General features: G+C 39.5%; 18 protein-coding genes. 5 read left to right on the plus strand and 13 right to left on the minus strand.

Annotation, left to right across the window (positions count from 1 at the left end; genetic code table 11):
- Positions 1 to 87 precede the first annotated feature (87 nt).
- From AC0L3Y_RS13195 to AC0L3Y_RS13205, 3 genes are all read right to left on the minus strand, one after another.
- Positions 88 to 1,614 (minus strand): malonate--CoA ligase, encoded by a 1,527-nt coding sequence (locus AC0L3Y_RS13195; protein ID WP_473464327.1) that lies wholly within the window; start codon positions 1,612 to 1,614, stop codon positions 88 to 90.
- 12 nt (positions 1,615 to 1,626) lie between these two features.
- The gene (locus tag AC0L3Y_RS13200) at positions 1,627 to 2,940 is read right to left on the minus strand and encodes a malonyl-CoA decarboxylase (protein ID WP_473464331.1); all 1,314 of its coding nucleotides are present in this window, start codon (positions 2,938 to 2,940) and stop codon (positions 1,627 to 1,629) included.
- A gap of 457 nt (positions 2,941 to 3,397) precedes the next feature.
- Positions 3,398 to 3,889 (minus strand): GlcG/HbpS family heme-binding protein, encoded by a 492-nt coding sequence (locus AC0L3Y_RS13205; RefSeq protein WP_473464335.1) that lies wholly within the window; start codon positions 3,887 to 3,889, stop codon positions 3,398 to 3,400.
- A 161-nt stretch (positions 3,890 to 4,050) separates the two neighbouring features.
- On the opposite strand from AC0L3Y_RS13205, the gene AC0L3Y_RS13210 reads away from it, so the two are divergent.
- The 4 genes from AC0L3Y_RS13210 (at position 4,051) to AC0L3Y_RS13225 (ending at position 8,693) form a co-directional block, all read left to right on the plus strand.
- Positions 4,051 to 4,914: a fumarylacetoacetate hydrolase family protein gene (locus AC0L3Y_RS13210; RefSeq protein WP_473464339.1), complete on the plus strand. Its 864-nt coding sequence runs from the start codon at positions 4,051 to 4,053 to the stop codon at positions 4,912 to 4,914.
- Between the two features lie 150 nt (positions 4,915 to 5,064).
- On the plus strand, positions 5,065 to 6,918 hold the full coding sequence (locus AC0L3Y_RS13215; protein ID WP_473464345.1) for a TRAP transporter permease: 1,854 nt from the start codon (positions 5,065 to 5,067) through the stop codon (positions 6,916 to 6,918).
- 40 nt (positions 6,919 to 6,958) lie between these two features.
- Positions 6,959 to 7,930 (plus strand): TAXI family TRAP transporter solute-binding subunit, encoded by a 972-nt coding sequence (locus tag AC0L3Y_RS13220; RefSeq protein WP_473464348.1) that lies wholly within the window; start codon positions 6,959 to 6,961, stop codon positions 7,928 to 7,930.
- A gap of 70 nt (positions 7,931 to 8,000) precedes the next feature.
- Positions 8,001 to 8,693 (plus strand): GntR family transcriptional regulator, encoded by a 693-nt coding sequence (locus tag AC0L3Y_RS13225; RefSeq protein ID WP_473464351.1) that lies wholly within the window; start codon positions 8,001 to 8,003, stop codon positions 8,691 to 8,693.
- Between the two features lie 330 nt (positions 8,694 to 9,023).
- Here the strand turns inward: AC0L3Y_RS13225 and AC0L3Y_RS13230 are convergent, their stop codons facing one another.
- On the minus strand, positions 9,024 to 10,079 hold the full coding sequence (locus tag AC0L3Y_RS13230; RefSeq protein ID WP_473464355.1) for a porin: 1,056 nt from the start codon (positions 10,077 to 10,079) through the stop codon (positions 9,024 to 9,026).
- Between the two features lie 696 nt (positions 10,080 to 10,775).
- A complete protein-coding gene (locus AC0L3Y_RS13235; RefSeq protein WP_473464358.1) occupies positions 10,776 to 12,290 on the minus strand; it encodes an alanine/glycine:cation symporter family protein in 1,515 nt (504 codons plus the stop codon).
- A gap of 333 nt (positions 12,291 to 12,623) precedes the next feature.
- Here AC0L3Y_RS13235 and AC0L3Y_RS13240 point away from each other — a divergent pair, with 333 nt between their 5' ends.
- Positions 12,624 to 13,532, plus strand: coding sequence for a DMT family transporter (locus AC0L3Y_RS13240; protein WP_473464361.1), 909 nt, complete (start codon positions 12,624 to 12,626; stop codon positions 13,530 to 13,532).
- 46 nt (positions 13,533 to 13,578) lie between these two features.
- Here AC0L3Y_RS13240 and AC0L3Y_RS13245 read toward each other — a convergent pair whose 3' ends face one another.
- The 8 genes from AC0L3Y_RS13245 to AC0L3Y_RS13280 all read right to left on the minus strand — a co-directional run bounded on the left by AC0L3Y_RS13245 (position 13,579) and on the right by AC0L3Y_RS13280 (position 21,239).
- Positions 13,579 to 13,752: a hypothetical protein gene (locus tag AC0L3Y_RS13245; protein ID WP_473464364.1), complete on the minus strand. Its 174-nt coding sequence runs from the start codon at positions 13,750 to 13,752 to the stop codon at positions 13,579 to 13,581.
- Between the two features lie 47 nt (positions 13,753 to 13,799).
- Complete coding sequence (locus tag AC0L3Y_RS13250) at positions 13,800 to 14,756, minus strand: class I SAM-dependent methyltransferase (protein WP_473464367.1); 957 nt, start codon at positions 14,754 to 14,756, stop codon at positions 13,800 to 13,802.
- Between the two features lie 45 nt (positions 14,757 to 14,801).
- Entirely contained in the window at positions 14,802 to 15,173 is a 372-nt protein-coding gene (locus AC0L3Y_RS13255) for a DUF2750 domain-containing protein (protein ID WP_473464370.1), read from the minus strand.
- A 123-nt stretch (positions 15,174 to 15,296) separates the two neighbouring features.
- Positions 15,297 to 16,313, minus strand: a complete 1,017-nt coding sequence (locus tag AC0L3Y_RS13260; protein ID WP_473464373.1) for an adenosine deaminase — start codon at positions 16,311 to 16,313, stop codon at positions 15,297 to 15,299.
- Between the two features lie 204 nt (positions 16,314 to 16,517).
- Entirely contained in the window at positions 16,518 to 17,585 is a 1,068-nt protein-coding gene (locus AC0L3Y_RS13265; protein ID WP_473464378.1) for a BMP family ABC transporter substrate-binding protein, read from the minus strand.
- Positions 17,586 to 17,652: 67 nt separating this feature from the next.
- Positions 17,653 to 18,585 carry an ABC transporter permease gene (locus AC0L3Y_RS13270; RefSeq protein WP_473464381.1) on the minus strand — a complete coding sequence of 311 codons (933 nt, stop codon included), beginning with the start codon at positions 18,583 to 18,585 and terminating at the stop codon, positions 17,653 to 17,655.
- Between the two features lie 9 nt (positions 18,586 to 18,594).
- Positions 18,595 to 19,662, minus strand: coding sequence for an ABC transporter permease (locus AC0L3Y_RS13275; RefSeq protein WP_473464384.1), 1,068 nt, complete (start codon positions 19,660 to 19,662; stop codon positions 18,595 to 18,597).
- Positions 19,659 to 21,239, minus strand: coding sequence for an ABC transporter ATP-binding protein (locus AC0L3Y_RS13280; RefSeq protein WP_473464387.1), 1,581 nt, complete (start codon positions 21,237 to 21,239; stop codon positions 19,659 to 19,661). The genes AC0L3Y_RS13275 and AC0L3Y_RS13280 overlap by 4 nt, the downstream gene beginning before the upstream one ends.
- Positions 21,240 to 21,242: the final 3 nt, after the last annotated feature.

The raw sequence follows: 21,242 nt of genomic DNA on the forward strand, positions 1-21,242 counted from the left end.
GACAAATGAGGAGAAAAACACACATTCTAATTTGTTTTTACATCCTTAGGATGTGTGTTTTTGGGTTCAATTACTTGCGTAGCTCAATTATTTTTTAGGGTAAAGATCATTGAAGCGCTCCCTTAGAGCCAGCTTTTGTACTTTCCCCATAGTGTTTCTTGGCAGTTCATCTAAGAAGATGATTTTTTTAGGTTGTTTGTAACCTGCTAACTGCTGTTTAGTTGCGTTTTTAATAGCGTCTTCCGCTACTTCGCCTTTAGTTATTACGACAGCAACAACCGCTTCACCAAAGTCTGGATGAGGTACACCAATTACAGCGGATTCAACGACATTAGATACTTCATCAATGACTAACTCAACCTCCTTCGGATAAACGTTGTAACCACCAGAAATAATTAAGTCTTTGGATCGGCCTACAATAGATAAATAACCGCTAGCATCTAATACGCCAATGTCTCCTGTTAAAAACCAACCATCAGCGCTTAATTCTTCCGCGGTTTTTTCTGGCATTTTCCAGTAACCAGAAAACACATTTGGACCACGAACTTGGATGTGACCAATGCCATCAACCGGTAAGGTTTCACCAGTATCTGGATCAGTGATTTTCACTTCAACATCAGGAAGTGGTCTGCCAACGGTTCCTGGACGACGTTCACCTACATAAGGGTTTGATGTGTTCATGTTGGTTTCTGTCATGCCGTAACGTTCTAAAATCGCATGTCCCGTTTTATCTTGCCATTGGGCGTGAGTCTCGCTCAGTAGTGGTGCAGAACCAGAAATAAATAGGCGCATATTGCTAACCTTGTCCTGATTCAATTGCTCGTTTTTGAGAAGACGTACATAAAAAGTTGGTACGCCCATCAAAACAGTAGAATCAGAGAACAGGTCTAGAATTTTCTCAGCATCAAACTTTGGTAGAAGGTACATGGAGGAGCCCGCGCTCAAGGTGACGTTTATGGCAACGAAAAGCCCATGAGTGTGGAAAATCGGTAAAGCATGAATCAGTCGATCGTTGGATGTGAAATGCCAGACTTTCGCCAAGGTTTGCGCGTTTGACGCCAAGGCTTTGTGAGTTAACATCGCACCTTTAGAGCGGCCGGTTGTGCCAGAAGTATATAAAATGGCAGCTAGGTCATCCGCAGCTCGTGCAATGGCTTTGAAGCCTGCTTGTTGACGAGAAATTGATTCTACAAAGGAACCTTGCTTGCCATCTGTTGATAAGGTGAGAACGCAGCCTACGTTGGCTTTATTTGCAACTTCTCTTAATGACGTTTCTTTTGTTGTATCGCAGATGAAAATGGCTGGGCTAGCATCCACTAGAAAATATTTAACTTCTGATGGTGTGTAATCTGTATTGAGCGGTAGAAATACACCACCTGCAATCACGCAACCTAAATAAAGCTGAATGGTTGTAATGGATTTTTCGACTTGAGCTGCAACACGATCACCTGGTTTTAACCCTGCTTCTACTAAAGCTGCTGCGACTTTTTCTGCGTTTTCAAATAAGCGCGCATAAGTGATTTCTGAATGATCAGGTAAAATAGCAAATAAACTTTGTTTATTGTTTTCAGAGGCATTGCTAAGTTGGTTAGCTAAATAATTAGATTGATACAATGTTCTTCTCCACTATGAGTTTGTGTATAAACGCTTAACGGTTGGTGAAGTGCTGATGGTGCCTTCACGTAAGAAATGTTCATGGTTTATTTCGATGCTGTTGAGGTCATATTCATAATTCACCATGATGCCCCAAGATCCAGAGAATCCTCGTTTCGATTCATCTGCCCATAAATTGATTTGCTCAAGCCTTGCACCATTACCTAAATGAAATTTAGAAACTGGATCGAATGGACCGCCTTTTTTATGCTTTGCTTCAAGTAGATAATGAGCTGCGAGTTTGTACAGAACACCCTGACTCTCTTCAATGAAGGCATCATTAGGCTTGCTATTCATTGGTATTAACTCGTTTACGAGTTTCTGCATATTTGGTTCTAGGTTTGGTTTTGAGTCTATCCAACGACGTAATCCCGGAACCGGTGACATGGTAACAAAACGTTTTAAGTTAGGGAGTTCTCGTTTTAGTTCTTCAACCACTTGTTTTATAAGGAAATTACCAAAAGAAATCCCTCGTAAACCAGTTTGACAATTTGAGATAGAATAAAAAACAGCCGTACTGGCTAAGTGAGGATCGAGGGTTTCTCGCTCACCAGATAAAATGCTAGAAATATTATTTGGCATGTCATCGGTTAAGGCAACTTCTACGAAGATCAGTGGCTCATCAGATAGTGATGGGTGGAAGAATGCATATAAACGACGATCATGAGCCGCAACTCTGAGTCTTAATTCGTTCCAACCTTGGATTTCATGGACCGCCTCATAAGCAATGATTTTTTCTAAAATTGAAGCGGGTGTTGACCAGCTGATTCGTTCTAAGCGTAAGAAACCGTTATTGAACCAAGAAGTGAATAAATGCTGGAAATCCTTATCTAATGCAATAAGACTTGGGTCTGTTTTAGTGTGCTCAAGTAGATCTTCGCGCATTTTAACTAATGCAGGCGTACCACCATAAGCTAGGTTTAGTCGTCGAATAAGTTCTTGGGAGCGTGGCTCTGAAATCGAATGAATGTATCTTGCTTCAACTTTGTTTGGGTGTTTCAGCCATTCATTGACGGTTTTGCGTAGTAAATCTTCATTTACTCCGCAGTCTGCGTAGATTTGTTGGAAGAAGGCAAGTTGCTCTACTTTATCCAATTTTTTGTAGTCTTCTAAAATATCTCGGGAGCGTGCTAGTCCAGTTGCTTCACCCACATTCGAAAGCAGTGCCTTGCATTTTTCTGACAAGGACAGTGTTTCAGAATCGGTATTAGAGTTAACGAGTATTGTGTTGCCTATATCAGTAACCCGAGACAGCAAATCTTCAATAATATTCGTCCAGCGTGACATTTTTACCCTCCACATTTTTGGATAGAGGTATTGACCATAGCAATAGCCAAATTGCCTTTCAGGCTTTGGGTACTGTATTGAGGCTCACCATTTTATAGGAAACTCAATTTATAAATGAAGCTAGGGCAATACTCTCTTTTTATTTTTGTTATCTAGAATGCATCGAGATCAAAGGTTTTTGAATCAGTGCAATAGACTAAAAGTAGCGGTTTAAGATGTTTAAATCAAATAATATCGCTAAAATTATAAAATAAAACAAAATATCGATTATTTTAAAGGGGGAGATTTGGTTTTATTTGGATTATTTTAAGTTAAAGAATGGTTGGATAAATCACTTTCTATAAAGCTAATAGTAGGAAAGTATGGGGACTGAATAATTTAAAAAAGGCTACCACCACAGCTTTATAAGCTATGGTGGTGATTGGTTATTCTAACCTAGTTGTTAGCGTCTAACTGTTTAAAGACCTGCTTGGGACCAGCTTTCAGAAGGCGTTTCTGGATGAGACGTAAATTGGCAAAGATTGATAGCGGTAATCGCACAGTATTCGTCTTTGTCTGATGCGTCGCCACTTACTCCAACAGCACCAATGACTTCTTGGTTGGCATTACAAATAAGTACGCCACCAGGAACAGGAACAAAGCGGCCTTGTGAAGCGCTGCCTAATGATGCTTGAAAAGAAGGGCGGTCTGCTAGGCGGTCTCGAATAGTACGACTAGAAATTCCCATGCCGAGTGCGCCCCATGCTTTACCTGTTGCGATATCAACACGCATTATACCACTGCCATCTTCACGCTTCATGGCTAATAGGTGACCACCGGCATCCAGTACAACCACGGTTAAAGGTAGCATTCCCGCTTCCTGTCCCACCTTTAGTGTCGTGTCAAGAATTTTAGATGCATCGTCTAGCTTTAAGGCCACTGATAATTTTTTTACGTAGTAATCTGACATGTCTTTCTCCGAACTCGGTTCTTTTTAAATGATGAAGAATTTTATACGGCAAAATCGATATTAATTCAATTGCATTAAAAAAACGTTTTTATTTGCATTTTGTTTGTAATACTCTATATTTATAAATAATAATATAAAAAATCGATAATAGAGGAATAGATATGAGAATACTTTCATTTGTTCAAGACGGTGTTAGCAAAATTGGCTTGCGTAACCAAGACGAAGTGATTGATTTGAGTATTGCTTTACCTGATCTCCCACAGGACCTATTGGAAGTATTACAAGCTGGTCCTGAATTAATGAGCAAAATTGAAGCTCAAATCAAAGATGCACCACAATCTGCTCGAAAAGCCTATAAAGATATAGAGTTTGCTCCTCTTATTGCTCGACCACCTAAAATCATTTGTATTGGTCGAAATTACGCAGCTCATGCTGCAGAGGGTGGTGCAGAGACGCCAACTTATCCAGAAATTTTCTTCCGTGGTGCTGAATCATTAATTGCTCACAAACAAGACATCATTAGACCAACCTGTTCTGATCGATTAGATTATGAAGGTGAAGTTGCCGTCGTTATCAGTAAAAAAGGTCGTCATATCACGAAAGAAGATGCATTCGATTATATTGCAGGATATACCATTTTTAACGATGCAACGATTCGTGATTATCAGCGTAAGAGTTCTCAGTGGACAATTGGTAAAACATTTGATGGTACCGGTGCTTTCGGTCCAGAATTAGTGACTAGTGATGAATTACCTCTTGGTATGAAAGCGGTACAGATACAAACTCGCCTAAATGGTCGAGTGATGCAGGATGCAAATACAAGAGATCTTGTTTTTCCAGTCGACTACTTAATTGCAACCTTGAGTGAGTGCATGACATTAATGCCAGGCGATGTGATTGTTACAGGTACGCCTGCTGGTGTTGGTTACGCTAGAACACCACCTGTATTTATGAAACCGGGCGATGTATGTGAAGTGGAAGTTGAAGGCTTAGGTATTTTGGTTAATACCGTTGCAGATGAATAAGGTTACAGTGTCATAAGTAGGTTAATGTGAGCAGTGGCACGTGTTTAGGTGTAACTAACTGTGATAATAGTGCCATTGCATCACAATTAACTTGTTTAAAATAGAAAACATTAGAGTTAAAAAAACAACAATAATATGAGAGACAGTAATATGCAGAAATGTACCAAAATAATCGCTGCCTGCATTCCGATATTAAGTATTATATGGGCGATACAGCTGCCCTTGCTGCTCGAAATAGAAGTAGCTAGAACACAGTTCTTATCTCTTTTATTAGGTACTGGATGTACCTTGGTATACTTAACACAGAAAAAAGGCAATAAGCCTCTACAATATTTTTTCGCATTGGTTTCTTTTGTCACCTTTGCTTGGATTGGACTGGAATATCAACGGTTTCAGATGGATTTTCCTTATCTCACTACTGAGATGCAAGTTTTATCATATCTTTCTCTTTTAATTATTGCAGATACCATTAGACGTACAACTGGCTGGATTTTACTTAGTGTAGTTGGTGTCTTTTTTCTATATGGCATGTTTGGACAATACATTCCATCGCCTTTAACTGGCAGTGAAAATACATTAACTGAGATTGCTGTGTATCTGACATTCGATCCTAATGCATTATTAGGTACACCTATTAGTGTAGTCGCAACGATTGTTATTGTCTTTATTTTCTTCGGAAAACTTCTAGTAAAAACAGGTTGCGGCGAGTTTTTCATTGACTTAGCAATGGCTTCAATGGGCAAGCGACGAGGTAGTGCCGCGAAAACCTCCATTGTTGGCTCCGCTATGTTTGGTTCTATTTCTGGTAGTGCTGTGTCTAATGTGGTTACAACGGGAGTTATGACGATTCCGTTAATGAAGCGTTCAGGATACACCGGGGTTCAAGCTGGTGCGGTTGAAGCGATAGCTTCTACTGGTGGGCAATTGATGCCACCTATTATGGGGGCTTCTGCCTTTTTAATGGCACAAACATTGGAAATTCCTTACAGCGAAGTGGTTGTCGCTTCTTTGTTGCCTGCTTTGTTGTACTACATTTCTGTATTTATTCAAGTTGATTTAATTGCTGCGCGCGACAACATTACGACCAGTGATGTGGAAGTGAAATCAGTAAAGCAAGTATTAGTAGAAGGTTGGCATTTTATACTGCCTTTTGTAGTACTTTTATACGCTATGTTTGCTCATAACTCGTCTGCAGAATTAGCCGCTTTGTATGGTTCTATTACTGTGATTGTTTTGGGGTCTTTGCGCAGTTATCAGGGACATAGATTATCAGTTAAATCGCTTGTGTCGTCTTTTCCTGAAACAGGTTATACCGTGATGGAACTCATCATGATTGTGGCGGGTGCGGGCCTGGTTATTGGTTTACTTAACATTTCATCTGGTGGCTTTGCTCTGACCTTATCCTTGGTGCAGTTGGGTGAAAATAGTTTAACTATCCTGTTATTAATATCGGCGTGCGTATGCATGGTATTGGGTATGGGAATGCCAACAACAGGTGTGTATGTGTTATTGGCGGCATTGGTTGCCCCTGCATTGGTTGAAGCTGGCATCCCTGCGTTAGCTGCACATATGTTTATTTTATACTTTGGTATGATGTCTATGATAACGCCTCCAATTGCTCTTGCCGCTTTTGCTGCGGCGACCATTACAGAAGACAAACCGATGCAAACTGGTATGGAAGCCATGAAGCTAGGTTGGTTGGCTTATGTCGTGCCTTTGCTATTTATCTTCACACCTGCTTTGTTGATGAATGCTGATGTTATCGACATTATTTTGACCTTTGCAATTATAGTCGTCGCTGTACATTTTATCTCCGTCGCTATGGTTGGTTATTTTGCCAAGCGGTTGAAAACATCTGCACGAGTCTTATTAGTGTTGATCGGAATAGTGGCAATCGCTCCTCAATCCTTGATTGATCTTGGTTATCTACCTTCGTTGATGGCGATCGTATTAGGGGTGATGTTTCTATCCTGGTTAGCATATGAGAAAAAGCAAACCCCATAAACACTAAATTCATAAAAATAAATAAAATGAGGTGATTGATATGAAAAAAACATTAGCAATTTGCGCTACTACTTTGGCTATGACATGCTCTGGCTTATCTATGGCGGAAACCTATGGAATAGGTACAAATCAGCAGGGATCGTTGTTTTATTCAATGGGTGCTGCATTATCTAAAACCATGGTTGAAATAACAGGTGACCAGTATCGAGTGTCGCCTTATGCAGGTTCTTCAACTTATATTCCTATGTTGAATGCAGGTCGTTTGGCGTTTGGTTTGTCGAATGGTGGTGAAACGACATTTGCTTATTTAGGTATGGAGAACTTTGAAGGGCGAGCTAACAAAAACCTACGTTTAGTCGGTGCGGTGATTCCAACACAGACATCTTTTGCAGTGCCAACGAATTCTGATATTAAGACTATTGAAGATTTAAAAGGTAAACGTGTTCCATCAGGGTATAATTCGGGCCGAACATTTCATTTTTATTCCAATGCGGCTTTGGCTTCAGGTTTTGTGAGTATTGATGATACAAGAAAGGTACCTACGCCAAACTTTGTGACGGCTTTATCTGCTTTGGAAGAGAACCGTGTGGATGCAGCATTGGTTCCAATGAACGTAGGTGCAGGTAAAAAAGCTATGGCGACAATGAGTGATGGGTGGCGCTACATTAGTTTAAATGATAATGAGCTAGCAAGAGCAGAAGTTGAGAAAAACCTTCCGTCTGCACGTATTGTAAGTATGAAACCATCGCCTTCTTTAACTGGTGTAGTTGAAAATCCAACCAATATGATAGAAGTCGACTTTTTCTTGATTACTGGTGCGGATGTATCAGATGATGTAGTGTATAAATTAGTTAAAACAATGGCATCGAACAAAGCTGCTTTAGCTAAATCCTTCGGTGCATTTAACCGTTATGTCCCAGAAAATATGGTCCAAAAGAACGTAGTTCCATACCATCCTGGCGCTATTAAAGCATATAAAGAGATGGGTATTTGGCCAGCTGACAGTAAATAAAATCTTTCGGCCTGAGTGGGATCTTATGGATTTCACTAAGGCCGAATCACTTTGAGAATTAGAGATAATTATGGATGTAGACATCATTCAAAACGGCGCAAAATCAATGACAAAAACTGCCATTGATAGGGTGTATCAGGAGTTAAGACAAAAAATCATCAAAGGAGAGTTCTCTCCTGGTGAAAGGCTTAAAGTAGAAACATTAAAGCCACTTTTCGATACTGGTGCTTCTCCTATTCGTGAAGCTTTGAGTCTTTTGACATCCAATAAATTGGTAGACAGAATCGATCAGAAAGGATTTCGTGTTTCTGCAGTGAGTGCAGAGAACTTTAACGAAATCTTTATGCTACGTTGTAACTTAGAAGATCTAGCTTTACGTAAAAGTATTGAGCTAGGTGATGATGCTTGGGAAGAAAAACTTGTTTTGCTTCACCATCGTTTATCAAGAACCAGTATGGTTGACTTTGATGTTTGGGAACCTATGCACAAATCGTTTCATATGTGCTTGTTAGAGGCTTGTCAGTCGCCAATTTTATTAAGCTATTGTAATAATTTATACGATCAAAATATTCGTTATCGCTTTTTGGCTGAGAAAAATTCGAATTATAACTCTCGTGATGTTCGACATGAACATGATGAGATTTTTAATGCTACGATAAACCGCAAGGCTGATTTGGCTGTAGAAATATTGTTGAGACATTATACGGATACTGGTGCTTTCCTGCGAGAGTCGTTTAAAACGAGTGGTATGGCATCTCGTTAAATCTAGTTTAGTTACAATATCAATAGAGAGGGCCAGTTGTTTCAATAGCTGGCCTTTTTTATGGGATTGTCCCGTCCTGAAATAACAGAGTAAGAAAACTAGTTATTATGTATAAGATAAGTATCGACTAGATTTACACTTCCCCTAAGATGGACTTCAGAAAATACTTTAATGGCAAGTATTTGATAAGAAAAGACCAACTCGATTGAGCTGGTCTTTGGTTTTAATAAAAAGGCAGTTTATTTAGCTTATATTCATTTTAAGAAAAGGGGTTAACTTAGAAAGAATCTGTTTCTAAATAAGCCATACCTTTCTATTTATTATGTCTGATTAGAAATCAACACTTAGAAGCATGGATACTGCTTGAGAATCTTTCTCAGAAAGTTTAGCTCCAGTGCTTTTTCCTGACACATAAGAGCCTTCTTCTGTTCCCGCTTCTACGTATAGCTTGACCAATTTACTAAAGGCATATGAAGCACCAATACCCATACCTACGTAGTTGTCAGTACCTGATACACCATTATCAATGGTTTCATAACCTACATATACGTCAAGTTTGTCGTTAACTTCATAGTTTACGTTAAACTCAAGACCTGTTGAATCATAGTCTGTAGCGGAAGAATCTGTTTGGTCGACACTCATTGAGCTATATAGGGCAGCAAGAGTGAAAGGTCCAGTGAAGTATTCAACTTGTGCTTGCCAGAAGTTAACCGTTGCTGTGTCATCAATGTCTGATTCTTGGCCAATACCTGCTTCGATCTGGAAATCACCAACTTTCGTTTTGGCATATAAAGCCAAACGATCAACGACTTCACTGTCGGCTTTATAGACGGCGTCATTATCATCATCAGTATAAGAGCTTCCTTCAGAAGCCATGGCATAAGAAGCAAGAAGTTTAAAATCATCATGGTCATAACCTACTACGATGGATTCGGCGAACTTAGTACCACTACCATCTTGTTCACCAGAAGCACGACCAATACTTTCTATTTCAAAAGTATCAATGCCTAATGGGTCAATGGCATCTTCTTGAAAGCCCGCACGCATCATAAAGTTATTATATGTAAAACCAGCCCAAGATTGATCATTGTAAACAACGTTATCGTCATCAGACTCCGTGGTCCAATCAGTCGCAGCGATAAAGGTTAACGAATCATCAATCTTCCATTTAAAATCGAAATCTATGTCGTCAAAATTAGTTTCGATTTCAAGGTCAGAATCTGAGCCGTCTTTCTTTGAAGAGTTTTTGATTAAAAGATCAATGTCACCATTCATATTAATAGTAAGATCATCAGATTTCACTATATCGAAGGCGAAAGAGGTTGGGGATACCGCTGCGGCAACAGTTGTTAGCGCGAAGATTGAAGCAAGTTTGATAGCTTTCATTCAGAATTCCTCTGTTATTTATTTTTGTTATACAGTAACGATAAAATTTCTTTTTTGCTCTTTTATGGTGCGTTTTCACTCAAATAAAGAGTAAATTTAATATATCATACAATAATAGTAATGCAAGATTCCATATTGTTGTTCTAAATTATCTTAAGGTATATTTTATTGTTATTTTTCAGTGTTTTATGTTTTATTTTCTTGTTTTTTAATATTAAAAATTAAGATTGTTAAGAATAAATGCCTAATTTGTATTTAAGTAATACAAATAAATCGTCTGTTTTTAGATCTTTTTTGACCACTTTTTTTATGTTTAGATGGCTTAAGGTAATCTTTTTATAAGAAGAGAGATTCTATGAGGTATGACGTGCTTATATTGAAAAACTTAAGACTTTTTAAAGTTATAAACTGAACTTATTTGATAGTGCTTTAGGTTTTTTGTAAGACTAATGTTCAAGTCTGATTGTGTCTAAAAGTTTGTGTTAGTGAGAATAGGACAAATTCGAACGATGTTATCTTCTGATCGTCGTCATGAATAAGATGGATATTTGGGGACTGCTAAATAGAGGTGTTGCTGAGAGACATAATAGGAAAACTGGTTAAATAAAAAGGGGCAACCCGTTCTCATGAACTGCCCCTCCTTTTTATTTGATGTAGGTTTTCTTTAAAAGACTTAAAAGTCGGTAGAACAAAAAACTATTTAGCTTCTGATTTATTAGCTTGTTGTTCCTCATAGCGTTTTTCCCAGAACTCTGCGCCTTTAATACCTAGGGCCTTGGGATTAAAGGTGTAATCTGTTACACCTGATGCTTTTTGATCTTCGTAATCTTTTAAAGCTTTCATCGTTGGTTTCGCCATAAAGAAGATAGCGAGAATGCCAAGGATGTTCAACCATGCCATAAGACCGACTCCGACATCACCTAGATTCCAGATATAGCCAGCAGTATTTACTGTGCCATAAGCGACCATAAACATGATAAGCAGTTTTACGATGGTCAATGAAATATTTACCTTCAATGCTTTACGCAAGTAGGCCACGTTGGTTTCAGCAATGTAGTAATAAGCTAAAATAGTTGTGAAGGCAAAGAAGAAAAGCGCAACACCAACAAAGATTGGGCCTGAACTTCCGAAGACACTTGCCAATGCCATTTGCGTAAATGCTGGTGAAGAAATGATAGTTGACGGATCAACATTTTGAACAATGAATTGACCGTCAGCCAATGAACCTTGTACGTTATATTGTTGAGTAATTAAGATCATCAGAGCTGTTGCAGTACAAATGAACAAGGTATCAACATAAACAGAAAATGCTTGTACTAAACCTTGCTGTGCAGGGTGTTGCACTTCTGCCGCAGCTGCTGCATGGGGTCCAGTACCTTGTCCTGCTTCATTGGAATAAACACCTCTTTTAACACCCCAGCCGATGGCTGCGCCGAAGCCTGCTTGTGCTGTGAAAGCGTCAGAAAAGATTAAACCAAAGATTCCTGGGACTTTGTCCATATTTAGGAAAACAACGATCAAAGCCATAACAATATAGCTGAGTGCCATGAAAGGCACAACAATTTGGGTAAAGTTGGCGATGCGTTTGATACCACCAAAAATGATGAAGGCAAGAACGACCAAGATGATAGCTAATGCAACAAGCTTAGTTGAGCTGACTTCGCCAAATGAACTAGAAACAACAGTACCTTCACCGAAAATTTGTACAACCGCATTACCAACTGCATTTGCCTGTATCCCTGGAAGGAAAACACCACAGGCCAAAATAGATGCTAGAGCAAATACGACACCTAACCAGCGGGAACCGAGACAGCGTTCAAAGTAATAGGCTGGACCACCACGATACTGTCCGTTATCGTTTACTTTGTAAAGTTGTCCTAAAGTTGATTCTGCATAAGCAGTACTTGCACCAAGGAAAGCGACAACCCACATCCAGAAAATGGCACCAGGACCACCAAAACCAATAGCTGCAGCAACACCTGCGATATTACCAACGCCCACACGACCAGACAGAGAAACAGCGAGTGCTTGAAAAGATGAAATTCCTTTTTCAGACTCATTTGAGTTAAACAGCAAAGAACACATTTCTTTGAAATGGCGTACTTGAGCAAAACGAGTCAAGATGGAATAGAATAGGCCTGCTCCTAGGCATAGATAAATTAGAGCAGGGCTCCAAATGATCCCGTTTAAGAAATCAATGAATGCTTGCATAGATAGTCCTCGAATAAATTAGCTCGATGAGCTTTATTAGTTTTTATATTAATAGCTAAGTTTTTCTATACGTCACGAGCGCCTTTAGTTTAAGTATGTTTTACCTCAATTTCGGAAAAACTAAATACTGAAATGCACTGTGACGGTGCGAATCTAGCATGAAAAATAAACGGGATCTATTTCTAAATTTTGAGAAGACTAATATTCTGTATGTTTTTAATTTTTCAGTAGATTTTTGATTTATAATATTTATTTATAGTTTTATATGCTGATATTGTCGATCTATTAGATATATATCACTTGTTAATGCTTTGGTATTAAGGCTCAGTAAACATGAATGATCAGATACAGCAAGATAGTAATAAAATGACGTATGGCTATGCTTATGCGTTAGTTGCAGTTCTTATTTGGACTGGGTTTATTTTGATTTCACGTGCTGGCGCACTGGCTTCTTTGTCTTTATCAGACATGATGATGGTAAGGTTTGGTACTGCATTTTTACTTTTTTCGCCCTCTATTTGGATAAACCGAAAAGTTGTTTTTAAATGGCGAATGATGGTTTTAGGAAGTGTAGGAGGATTAGCATACTCATTGTCTGTCTTTCATGGATTCCAATATGCTCCTGCGACGCATGGTGCTTTGTTATTACCCGGTTTGATGCCAATCATGATTGCGGTTTTAGCGTATTTTCTAGCAGGAGAAAGACATTCTCGATTTGCTTGGATGGGGATTGGAATTAGCAGTTTGGGTATTCTTGTTTTGCTGCTTGAAACAATTTTTTCTGATGTATCATATTTATTAGGAGATATCAGTTTTGTGGTCGCTTGTTTCTTTTGGGGGATTTTTACAGTTCTACTAAGACGTTGGAAATTCGCACCTTGGCACGCAACATTAGGCGTTATCACCATTACAACTTTGGTGTTTACACCTTACTACTTAACGCTACTTCCAACGGTATTTGAAGATGTTTCTTACGGCATGATTGGCTTACAGGCTTTCTATCAAGCCGTCATGGCCATCGCAGTACAGTTTGTTTGTTATGGTAAAGCGGTTCATATTTTAGGCGCAACTAAAATGGGGGCTTTAATGGCACTGGTTCCTTTATCTGCCAGTGTTTTAGCTGTCCCTTTATTTAGAGAACAGATCACAACCGGTTTGATTGTCGCTTTGGTGTGTATTGTTCTAGGCACGATTGTTGGTACTACTTTTCCTATCAAGCGAGCTATGTTGAAAGTGAAGTAGCCAAAAAGCAGCAAGAGAATATTTATCTTTTGCTGCTTTTGATTCTTTAGTTAATCTTTTTTTCTATGGTGATTTCAAGTGATTTTGAATTCCCTGCAAACCACTTTTGAACATACAGTGTTCCCATAATCGGCGCTTTGCCTTCTTCTGGTACTTCTTGGTAGCGTACGCTATTTTTTGTTTCTTTTTCATATTCAAAGGTGACTGTCGTTTTAGACATGATGCTTTCCTTATTAATTAAATCAGTGGTCGTTTTTAGTCTTTGAACTAGGGATTTTCGGTTAACGGTATTTTCTTGAAAATGAGTGCTTTTAAACCACTTTCAACATCGATATCTTCAAATTCTGGTGGGTTATCAAGGCGATATTGATAAGCCAAAGTAGGAGCTTCTTCCGTCATTCCGTCAATAAGAAATTGCGCGGGTAGTGTTGGATCATTAACGCAAGCGAGTACCTGACCATTCTCACTAAGCAATTCAGGCAGGCGGCGTAATATTTTTTGATAGTCTTTTGTTAGTGCAAAACTGCCGCGCTGGAAAGTGGGTGGATCTATGATGATAAGATCATATTCCCCGTATTTTTTGATTTTCCCCCAAGATTTAAAAATATCATGGGCAAAAAATTTTACATTAGTGAGGTCGTGTTTGTTTAGTCTGTGGTTTTCTCGACCACGGCTAAGTACCGCTTTTGCCATGTCTAAATTGACAACGAAATCGGCTCCACCTGAAATGGCAGCAACTGAAAATCCACAAGTGTAAGCGAATAGATTCAGTACACGTTTGTCTTGGCTATTCTCTTTTATCCAACGACGTCCATATCGCATGTCTAGAAAAAGACCTGAATTTTGGTTTTTTCCTAAATCCAGTTGAAACAGTAGTCCTTCTTCAGAAACGATCTGATGTTCTTGGTAATTTCCCCATAAACATTCAGTTGGGCTTCTGTCACGGCTTCTGTGTTGTAATAATAAAGACTGAGCCGCGCTGGTCGTCCATTCACTTTTCGTTGTCCAACTGATGATTTCTTTATTTAAAGTATCTAATTCATCTGAAGAAGGTTCTTTAAACAGAGAGACCAGTACTTGTCCTTCTAGCCAATCAACTGTGATGTGCTCTAAACCAGGGAAGCATTTACCACGACCATGAAACAGACGTAGAGCACCTTGTGGCTGCAGATCTAGTTTAAGGATAACGTGTTCTGTGAGGGTTGATATTGCGTTTGTATCCATAAAATTCGTATTCTAGCAGCAAGTAAATAGAGTGTTTTGGTGTTTTTATTTTGCCAGAAGATCTGCAGCATGTTCTTGCGCTGAAGAAACAATGCATTCTCCTGCTAAATTGGGTGCGATACCCACCATGAAGTCATCTTTTTGCATTCCTGGAAGCCATTTTTCTAGCCAGTCAATAGCGCTAATTTCTAATGCATTGAATCCTTCGTAGTCTTTTTTCCCCCAGTCAGTGGCAAGGTCTTCTGATGGCCAAACAGGCAATACTTTGTCACTGCCTAGGTTGATGATTAAGCAACCTTCTGCATCGGCCAGAGCCCATATAGATTGGCCTTTTTTGATAGCTGCAACAACTTGGTCGTAACGTTCATTACTTGGTAGGCGGTAGAAAGTATCATTAAAAGTTGTCATTGCGGTCATTGGTTCAGCTCAAGTTAGAAAAAAGAAGGATCTTAGCATATTGAAAAAAATAGATTTAAAAAAGAATGGCGATAGGGCCATTCTTTGATATTTTTTATTAAATAGGGGGTAAAACGGACGTCATTAATGAAATAAATTGTCTAAGTGTTTCAAGTGGATTTCTTTCGTTGCTTGATTCATCCAGCTGCAAGTAATGCCGTTTTTAGCCAGTTGAAAAAGTTCTTCTTTGTTGATGCCTGTTTTTTCTATTAGAGCGGTGTAGTTGTCGTTCATATAGCCACCAAAATAGGCAGGATCATCTGAATTTACCGTGGCGTTTAGATCAAGCTCTAGCATGGTTCTGATTGGGTGTTGTTTCATATCTGTGACGACGCACAGCTTTAAATTTGAAAGAGGGCAGACAGTCAAGGTGAGGTTACGTTTTTTTATTTCCGCTATTAAGGCTTCGTCTTCTAAGGCTCGGTTGCCATGATCAATACGATCTACCTTTATGATGTTAATCGCTTGCCAGACGTATTCTGGTGGTCCTTCTTCGCCTGCGTGAGCCGTTATTTTTAAACCTAAATCACGGCAGGCCTGAAATACGTTAGTGAATTTTTCTGGTGGATGACCAAGTTCTGAGCTATCAAGGCCAACACCATCAATCCATTTCATAAAAGGTTTTGCCTGTTCTAATGTTTTAAAGGCACTTTCCTCACTTAAATGGCGTAAGAAAGACATGATGAGTTTAGATGTCATTCCCCATTTTTTTTCTGCGTCTTGTAATGCGTTGTAAATACCTGTGATTTGGGTTTCAAATGGGACACCACGAGATAAATGTCCTTGAGGATCAAAGAATATTTCTACATGAACCACGTTTTCATTGTGTACTTTGGATAGGTAGGCCATGGTAAGGTCATAAAAATCGGTTTCATGTAACAGTACTGACATGCCTTGATAGTAGAGGTCTAAAAAATCTTGGAGCTGTGTGAACTGATAGGCTGCTTTTAGTTCATTAACTGTTTTGTATTTTAACTCAACATTATTACGCTGTGCGATGGCAAACATTTGCTCTGGTTCAAAGGTGCCTTCAATATGTAAGTGAAGTTCTGTTTTCGGCATTTGCTTTGATAATGTGACCAGGGTCTTTGTTGTAGCCATTACTTTCCCTTTTTTAGTAGATTTTACATGAAGTACTTTAATGCAGTGATGGAAACTGCAAAAGCTTGAATTAAGAAATGTGTTTTACTCTATATTAGTTTTTAGAAATCGCTTGATGTGAATCGATTATATAAAAACGTACATGTTTAGCTTAGAAAAACAGAAAGGAATATACAGCCAGCTGAGCTGGCTGTATACAAACAATTAACGAGGAATTTCGTCAGTAATACCTTCAACATACCAGTTGACTTGAGCAAGTTCTACGTCAGTCAACGAATGGTTAGCTGGAACTACGATATTGCCTTTGTTGTCTTTGATTGGACCAGTGAATGGTTTAAATTCACCTGATTTAATTGCTGCAAAAGTAGCGTTAATTTTCGTTTTAACAGCTTGTGGTAAATTAGGATTAATTGATTCGATGGTTAAAATCTCATCAGCAAATCCACCCCAATAATCTTTTGGCTTCCACGTCTTTTCCATTACAGTTTTAGCGATATTTATGTAATACGGAGCCCAGTTATCGCGAACAGAGAAAATGTGTGCCTCTGGAGCAAATTTACTCATGTCAGATGCTTGGCCAATTGCACGTAAACCACGTTTTTCAGCAGCAATAAGTGGTGCAGGACTATCTGTATGTTGGATTAAAACATCAACGCCTTGGTCCATTAGAGCATTGGCGGCATCAGTTTCTTTACCTGGATCATACCAAGAGTTAACCCATACAATTTTCATTTTCACATTAGGATTAACGCTTTTTGCGCCCATATAAGTCGCGTTAATGTCACGAATTACTTCTGGAATAGGGAAAGAGCCGATGTAACCGATGGTATCAGTTTTAGTCATCATGCCGGCAGTTGTGCCTGAAACGTAACGGCCTTCATAAGTACGTAGTACATAAGTACCTACATTCTTAGTGCGTTTGTAGCCTGTAGCATGTTCAAAAGTCACGTTAGGGAAGCGCTTTGCAACTTTAATGGTTGGGTTCATGAATCCAAAAGATGTAGTGAAGATTAAGTCGTTACCAGCTTTTGCTAGTTGAGTAATAACACGTTCAGCATCAGCACCTTCAGGAACATTCTCAACGAAAGTGGTTTCTACTTTATCACCAAAATATTCTTCTAGGCCTTTACGCCCTAAATCATGCTCATAGCTCCAGCCTAAATCGCCAACAGGACCAACGTAAACAAATCCAACTTTTAATGGATCTTCAGCTAGAGCAGCACTTGCTCCCGCTAAAAGTCCTAGACCAACTAGTAAACTTTTAAATTTCATTTTTAGCTCCTATTTGTGCCCGAAGGCTTTTTTCTTCAATAATGAAGTGATTTTAAAAAAGCAGGCGTTATGCCATGTTTCTTGGATTAAAAGGCTTGCCTAGAGATCGAGGGGCAAGCAGCTTTTCTTTAAAGTGATCAGCACCGATAATAACCATTACAACAACGGTAGCGACATATGGCAGCATAGCTAATAAGTTTGGTGAAATAGACCAACCTAAACCTTGTAAAACCAAATGCATAATACTTGCCAACCCGAATAGATAAGCGCCCAACATGATGCGACCTACGCGCCATGATGCAAATACAACAAGAGCGAGTGCAATCCAACCACGTCCAGCCGTCATGCCTTCAACCCACATAGGTGTATAAACCAAAGACATATAAGCCCCAGCTGTTCCAGCCATTGCTCCACCAAACATAACGGCTAAATAACGGACTCTTAATACCTTTATGCCGATCGCGTTAGCGGCATGTGGATTTTCACCAACTGCTTTTAGTGTTAAACCCATTCGTGTTTTATTGACCACATAGACCAACAAGGCGGTCATGAAAAAGGAGAAGTAAACTAAAATATCATGACTAAAAATGATACGACCGATATAAGGGATATCAGAAAGTAGTGGAATAGCAATTGGTTGGAAGCCTTGAATGGTTTGACCAACAAAATCAGCACCAATAAATGCACTTAAACCTGTACCAAAGATGGTTAAGGCAAGACCTGTTGCCACTTGGTTTGCACCAATGTGAAGAACTAATGCGGCAAAGATTAGGCTCATAATAGAACCCATGGCCATGGCCGCAAGAATACCAAAGCCCATATTCCCTGATCCATATGCAGCAAGGAAGCCAACTACCGCACCCATCAACATCATGCCTTCTTGACCAAGGTTTAATACACCAGATTTCTCACAGATTACTTCACCTAGAGCAATAAAGAGTAAGGGGGTGCCAGTTTTAATGGCGGCAAACAATATTTGTACTATTAGATCGGCGTCCAAAATAAACTCCTAATTTGTTGCTTGGTTAGTGAAGGTGAGGCGATTATTAATAAAAAAATCACATGCTAGTAAGAAGAACAATAAAACGCCTTGGAACATGCTAATAACAGCAACCGGAATACCCATTTCGATTTGAGCTAAATCGCCTCCCATATAAAGTACCGCCATGAACACGGCGGCAATAATGGCGCCAATAGGGTGTAATCTACCTAGATAGGCAACAATGATGGCGGAATAACCATAACCAGGGGAGATATTGGGAGTTAGTTGACCTATTGGGCCTGTGGTTTCACTTATCCCTGCTAAACCAGCTAAAGCGCCAGCGAACAGCATGACAACCCAACTTAATTTTTTGCTACTAAAGCCAGCGTACTTTGCGGCAGGTTCATCTGCGCCGAAAACACGTATTTGGAAACCAAGGTGTGTTTTGCTCAAAATAAACCAACCAATGACACCGGATAGAATAGCGAAAAGAATGCCAAGATGAATTCGGCTGCCTTCAAACAGCGTTGGTAGTAGAGTTATATCTGAAAACAGTGCGGACTCTGGGAAACCATAACCATCAGGATCTCTTAATGGGCCATGAACAGACCAGATAAGAAGATACAGTGCGATATAATTAAACATAATCGTGGTTAAGATCAGATTTGAGTTGTAGCGTAACTTTAAGAAAGTTGGAATCGCGGCCCAAACCATACCGGAAGCAATACCGGCCAATAAGGTGATTGGCAATGCGAATGCAGATTCTGAATCAATAAAGTAAAGTGCCATAGCCGAACCGCCTAATGCGCCGGCTAGAAGCTGACCTTCAGCACCTATATTCCACATGTTAGCGCGATAGCATAACGATAAGCCTACTGCACAAAGTAGAAGGGGCCCCATTTTTACGAACATCTCGCCAATATTGTAGCTGTCTGCTAATGGAGCAATAAGCAAAACATGCAGAGCCTGTACGGGAGATTTTCCGATAGCAGAAAATAAAATGGCACCAAAAATTAAAGTCAGTACTATGGCTAGTAGTGGTGAAGCTACTTTCATTAAAGAACTTGGCTCTGTACGAGCTTGAATGCGGATCATGCCTGAGCCTCTTGAACTGCTGTGTTAATAAAGGTGCCAGCCATCCATTGGCCTATTTGATCTATGTTAGTTTCTTCCGTTTTTACTAATGGTGATAAATACCCATCACAAACGGCAGCCATTCGATCGGCTAATAGAAAAAGCTCATCAATGTCTTCTGAAATAAGTAAAATAGCCGCACCTTGATCACGAAGCTCTAGTAATGCTTGGTGAATAGCAAGCGCAGCCCCTACATCAACCCCCCATGTTGGGTGAGCACAAATTAATACTTTTGGGTGCTGGCCAATCTCTCGACCCATGATGAATTTTTGTAAATTACCACCACTTAAGCTTTGAGCTTCTGAAAATTCGCCGTGGCATTTAACTTTGTATTTACTGATAAGTTCAGTGGTATATTCCTTGATGCTTTGCCATTGCACTAAACCGTTTTTAACGAATCCAGTGCTATGAGTTAACAGTGTGTTTTCTGTCAAGCTCATATCTGGTACTGCGCCACGACCTAGTCGTTCTTCAGGTACATAGGCCATACCTAGCTGTCGCCTTTCTCCAGCGTGTAAATGTCCAATCTTAAGCTTGCCTAGCGTTAGAGAGTTTTTAACATTTCGTTCGTCTTCACCGCTTATTATCGCCATTAATTCGTCTTGGCCATTACCTGCAACACCTGCAATGCCTAATATTTCGCCAGCCTTTAGGTCGAAGTTGATATTTTTCAGTGCTGTACCAAAAGGTTGTTTAGAAGGTAAAGATAAGTCGCTGACATTAAAAACTTCAACGGTTCCTTCTTTTTTGGAATAACCAGCGTCTTGATCTGCTAGATCACCGACCATCATTTTTGCAATAGTGGCGGGGGTTTCGTCACTCGGAACACAAGTGTCAACCACTTTGCCGCCACGAAGAATGGTTGCTTTATGGCAAACTTCGGTAACTTCATGGAGTTTGTGGCTGATAAATAAAATGCTACAGCCTTCTTTTGAGAGTGTACGCAAAACGTTGAACAGTCCTGCGACTTCTTGCGGTGTTAAAACGGAAGTTGGCTCATCTAAAATAAGCAGCTTCACAGACTGAACAAGGCAACGCATGATTTCAACACGTTGTCTCTCGCCAATAGATAGGGAGTGTACATATCGACTTGGATCAACGTTTAAACCGTATTCTTCGGATAATTGAGTGATTTTTATCGCTAAATCCCCAATATTTTTTAACTGCACTTTACTGAGGCAAAGCTCAATGTTTTGACTGACAGTCATGGTTTCGAACAAAGAAAAATGTTGGAAAACCATACCAATACCAAGATCTCGGGCAATAGATGGAGATTTAATGCTAACTTCTTTTCCATCCCAAATGATATCGCCTTTGTCTGGGGCAACAACGCCATAGATTGTTTTAACTAATGTACTTTTACCGGCGCCATTCTCACCTAATAGTGCGTGTATTTCTCCAGGCATTAATGTGAGGCTGATATTGTCATTCGCGAGACAGCCAGGATATTGCTTGGTGATATTCGCAAGCTCAAGGCGCGATATCGGATTGTGTTTTTTCAATGTCTTGGCACCTTGTTTTTTAGAATTAAGTGTCATGTA

It is taken from the genome of Marinomonas sp. GJ51-14, assembly GCF_055808695.1.

What these genes read in the sequence shown, in the direction of transcription:
- AC0L3Y_RS13275 (WP_473464384.1), bottom strand. Translation starts at nt 19,662, where the DNA reads ATGATCCGCATTCAAGCTCGTACAGAGCCAAGTTCTTTAATGAAAGTA.
- AC0L3Y_RS13235 (WP_473464358.1), bottom strand. Translation starts at nt 12,290, where the DNA reads ATGCAAGCATTCATTGATTTCTTAAACGGGATCATTTGGAGCCCTGCT.
- AC0L3Y_RS13260 (WP_473464373.1), bottom strand. Translation starts at nt 16,313, where the DNA reads ATGGCTACAACAAAGACCCTGGTCACATTATCAAAGCAAATGCCGAAA.
- AC0L3Y_RS13230 (WP_473464355.1), bottom strand. Translation starts at nt 10,079, where the DNA reads ATGAAAGCTATCAAACTTGCTTCAATCTTCGCGCTAACAACTGTTGCC.
- AC0L3Y_RS13245 (WP_473464364.1), bottom strand. Translation starts at nt 13,752, where the DNA reads ATGTCTAAAACGACAGTCACCTTTGAATATGAAAAAGAAACAAAAAAT.
- AC0L3Y_RS13240 (WP_473464361.1), top strand. Translation starts at nt 12,624, where the DNA reads ATGAATGATCAGATACAGCAAGATAGTAATAAAATGACGTATGGCTAT.
- AC0L3Y_RS13250 (WP_473464367.1), bottom strand. Translation starts at nt 14,756, where the DNA reads ATGGATACAAACGCAATATCAACCCTCACAGAACACGTTATCCTTAAA.
- AC0L3Y_RS13205 (WP_473464335.1), bottom strand. Translation starts at nt 3,889, where the DNA reads ATGTCAGATTACTACGTAAAAAAATTATCAGTGGCCTTAAAGCTAGAC.
- AC0L3Y_RS13255 (WP_473464370.1), bottom strand. Translation starts at nt 15,173, where the DNA reads ATGACCGCAATGACAACTTTTAATGATACTTTCTACCGCCTACCAAGT.
- AC0L3Y_RS13220 (WP_473464348.1), top strand. Translation starts at nt 6,959, where the DNA reads ATGAAAAAAACATTAGCAATTTGCGCTACTACTTTGGCTATGACATGC.
- AC0L3Y_RS13215 (WP_473464345.1), top strand. Translation starts at nt 5,065, where the DNA reads ATGCAGAAATGTACCAAAATAATCGCTGCCTGCATTCCGATATTAAGT.
- AC0L3Y_RS13280 (WP_473464387.1), bottom strand. Translation starts at nt 21,239, where the DNA reads ATGACACTTAATTCTAAAAAACAAGGTGCCAAGACATTGAAAAAACAC.
- AC0L3Y_RS13210 (WP_473464339.1), top strand. Translation starts at nt 4,051, where the DNA reads ATGAGAATACTTTCATTTGTTCAAGACGGTGTTAGCAAAATTGGCTTG.
- AC0L3Y_RS13225 (WP_473464351.1), top strand. Translation starts at nt 8,001, where the DNA reads ATGGATGTAGACATCATTCAAAACGGCGCAAAATCAATGACAAAAACT.
- AC0L3Y_RS13265 (WP_473464378.1), bottom strand. Translation starts at nt 17,585, where the DNA reads ATGAAATTTAAAAGTTTACTAGTTGGTCTAGGACTTTTAGCGGGAGCA.
- AC0L3Y_RS13200 (WP_473464331.1), bottom strand. Translation starts at nt 2,940, where the DNA reads ATGTCACGCTGGACGAATATTATTGAAGATTTGCTGTCTCGGGTTACT.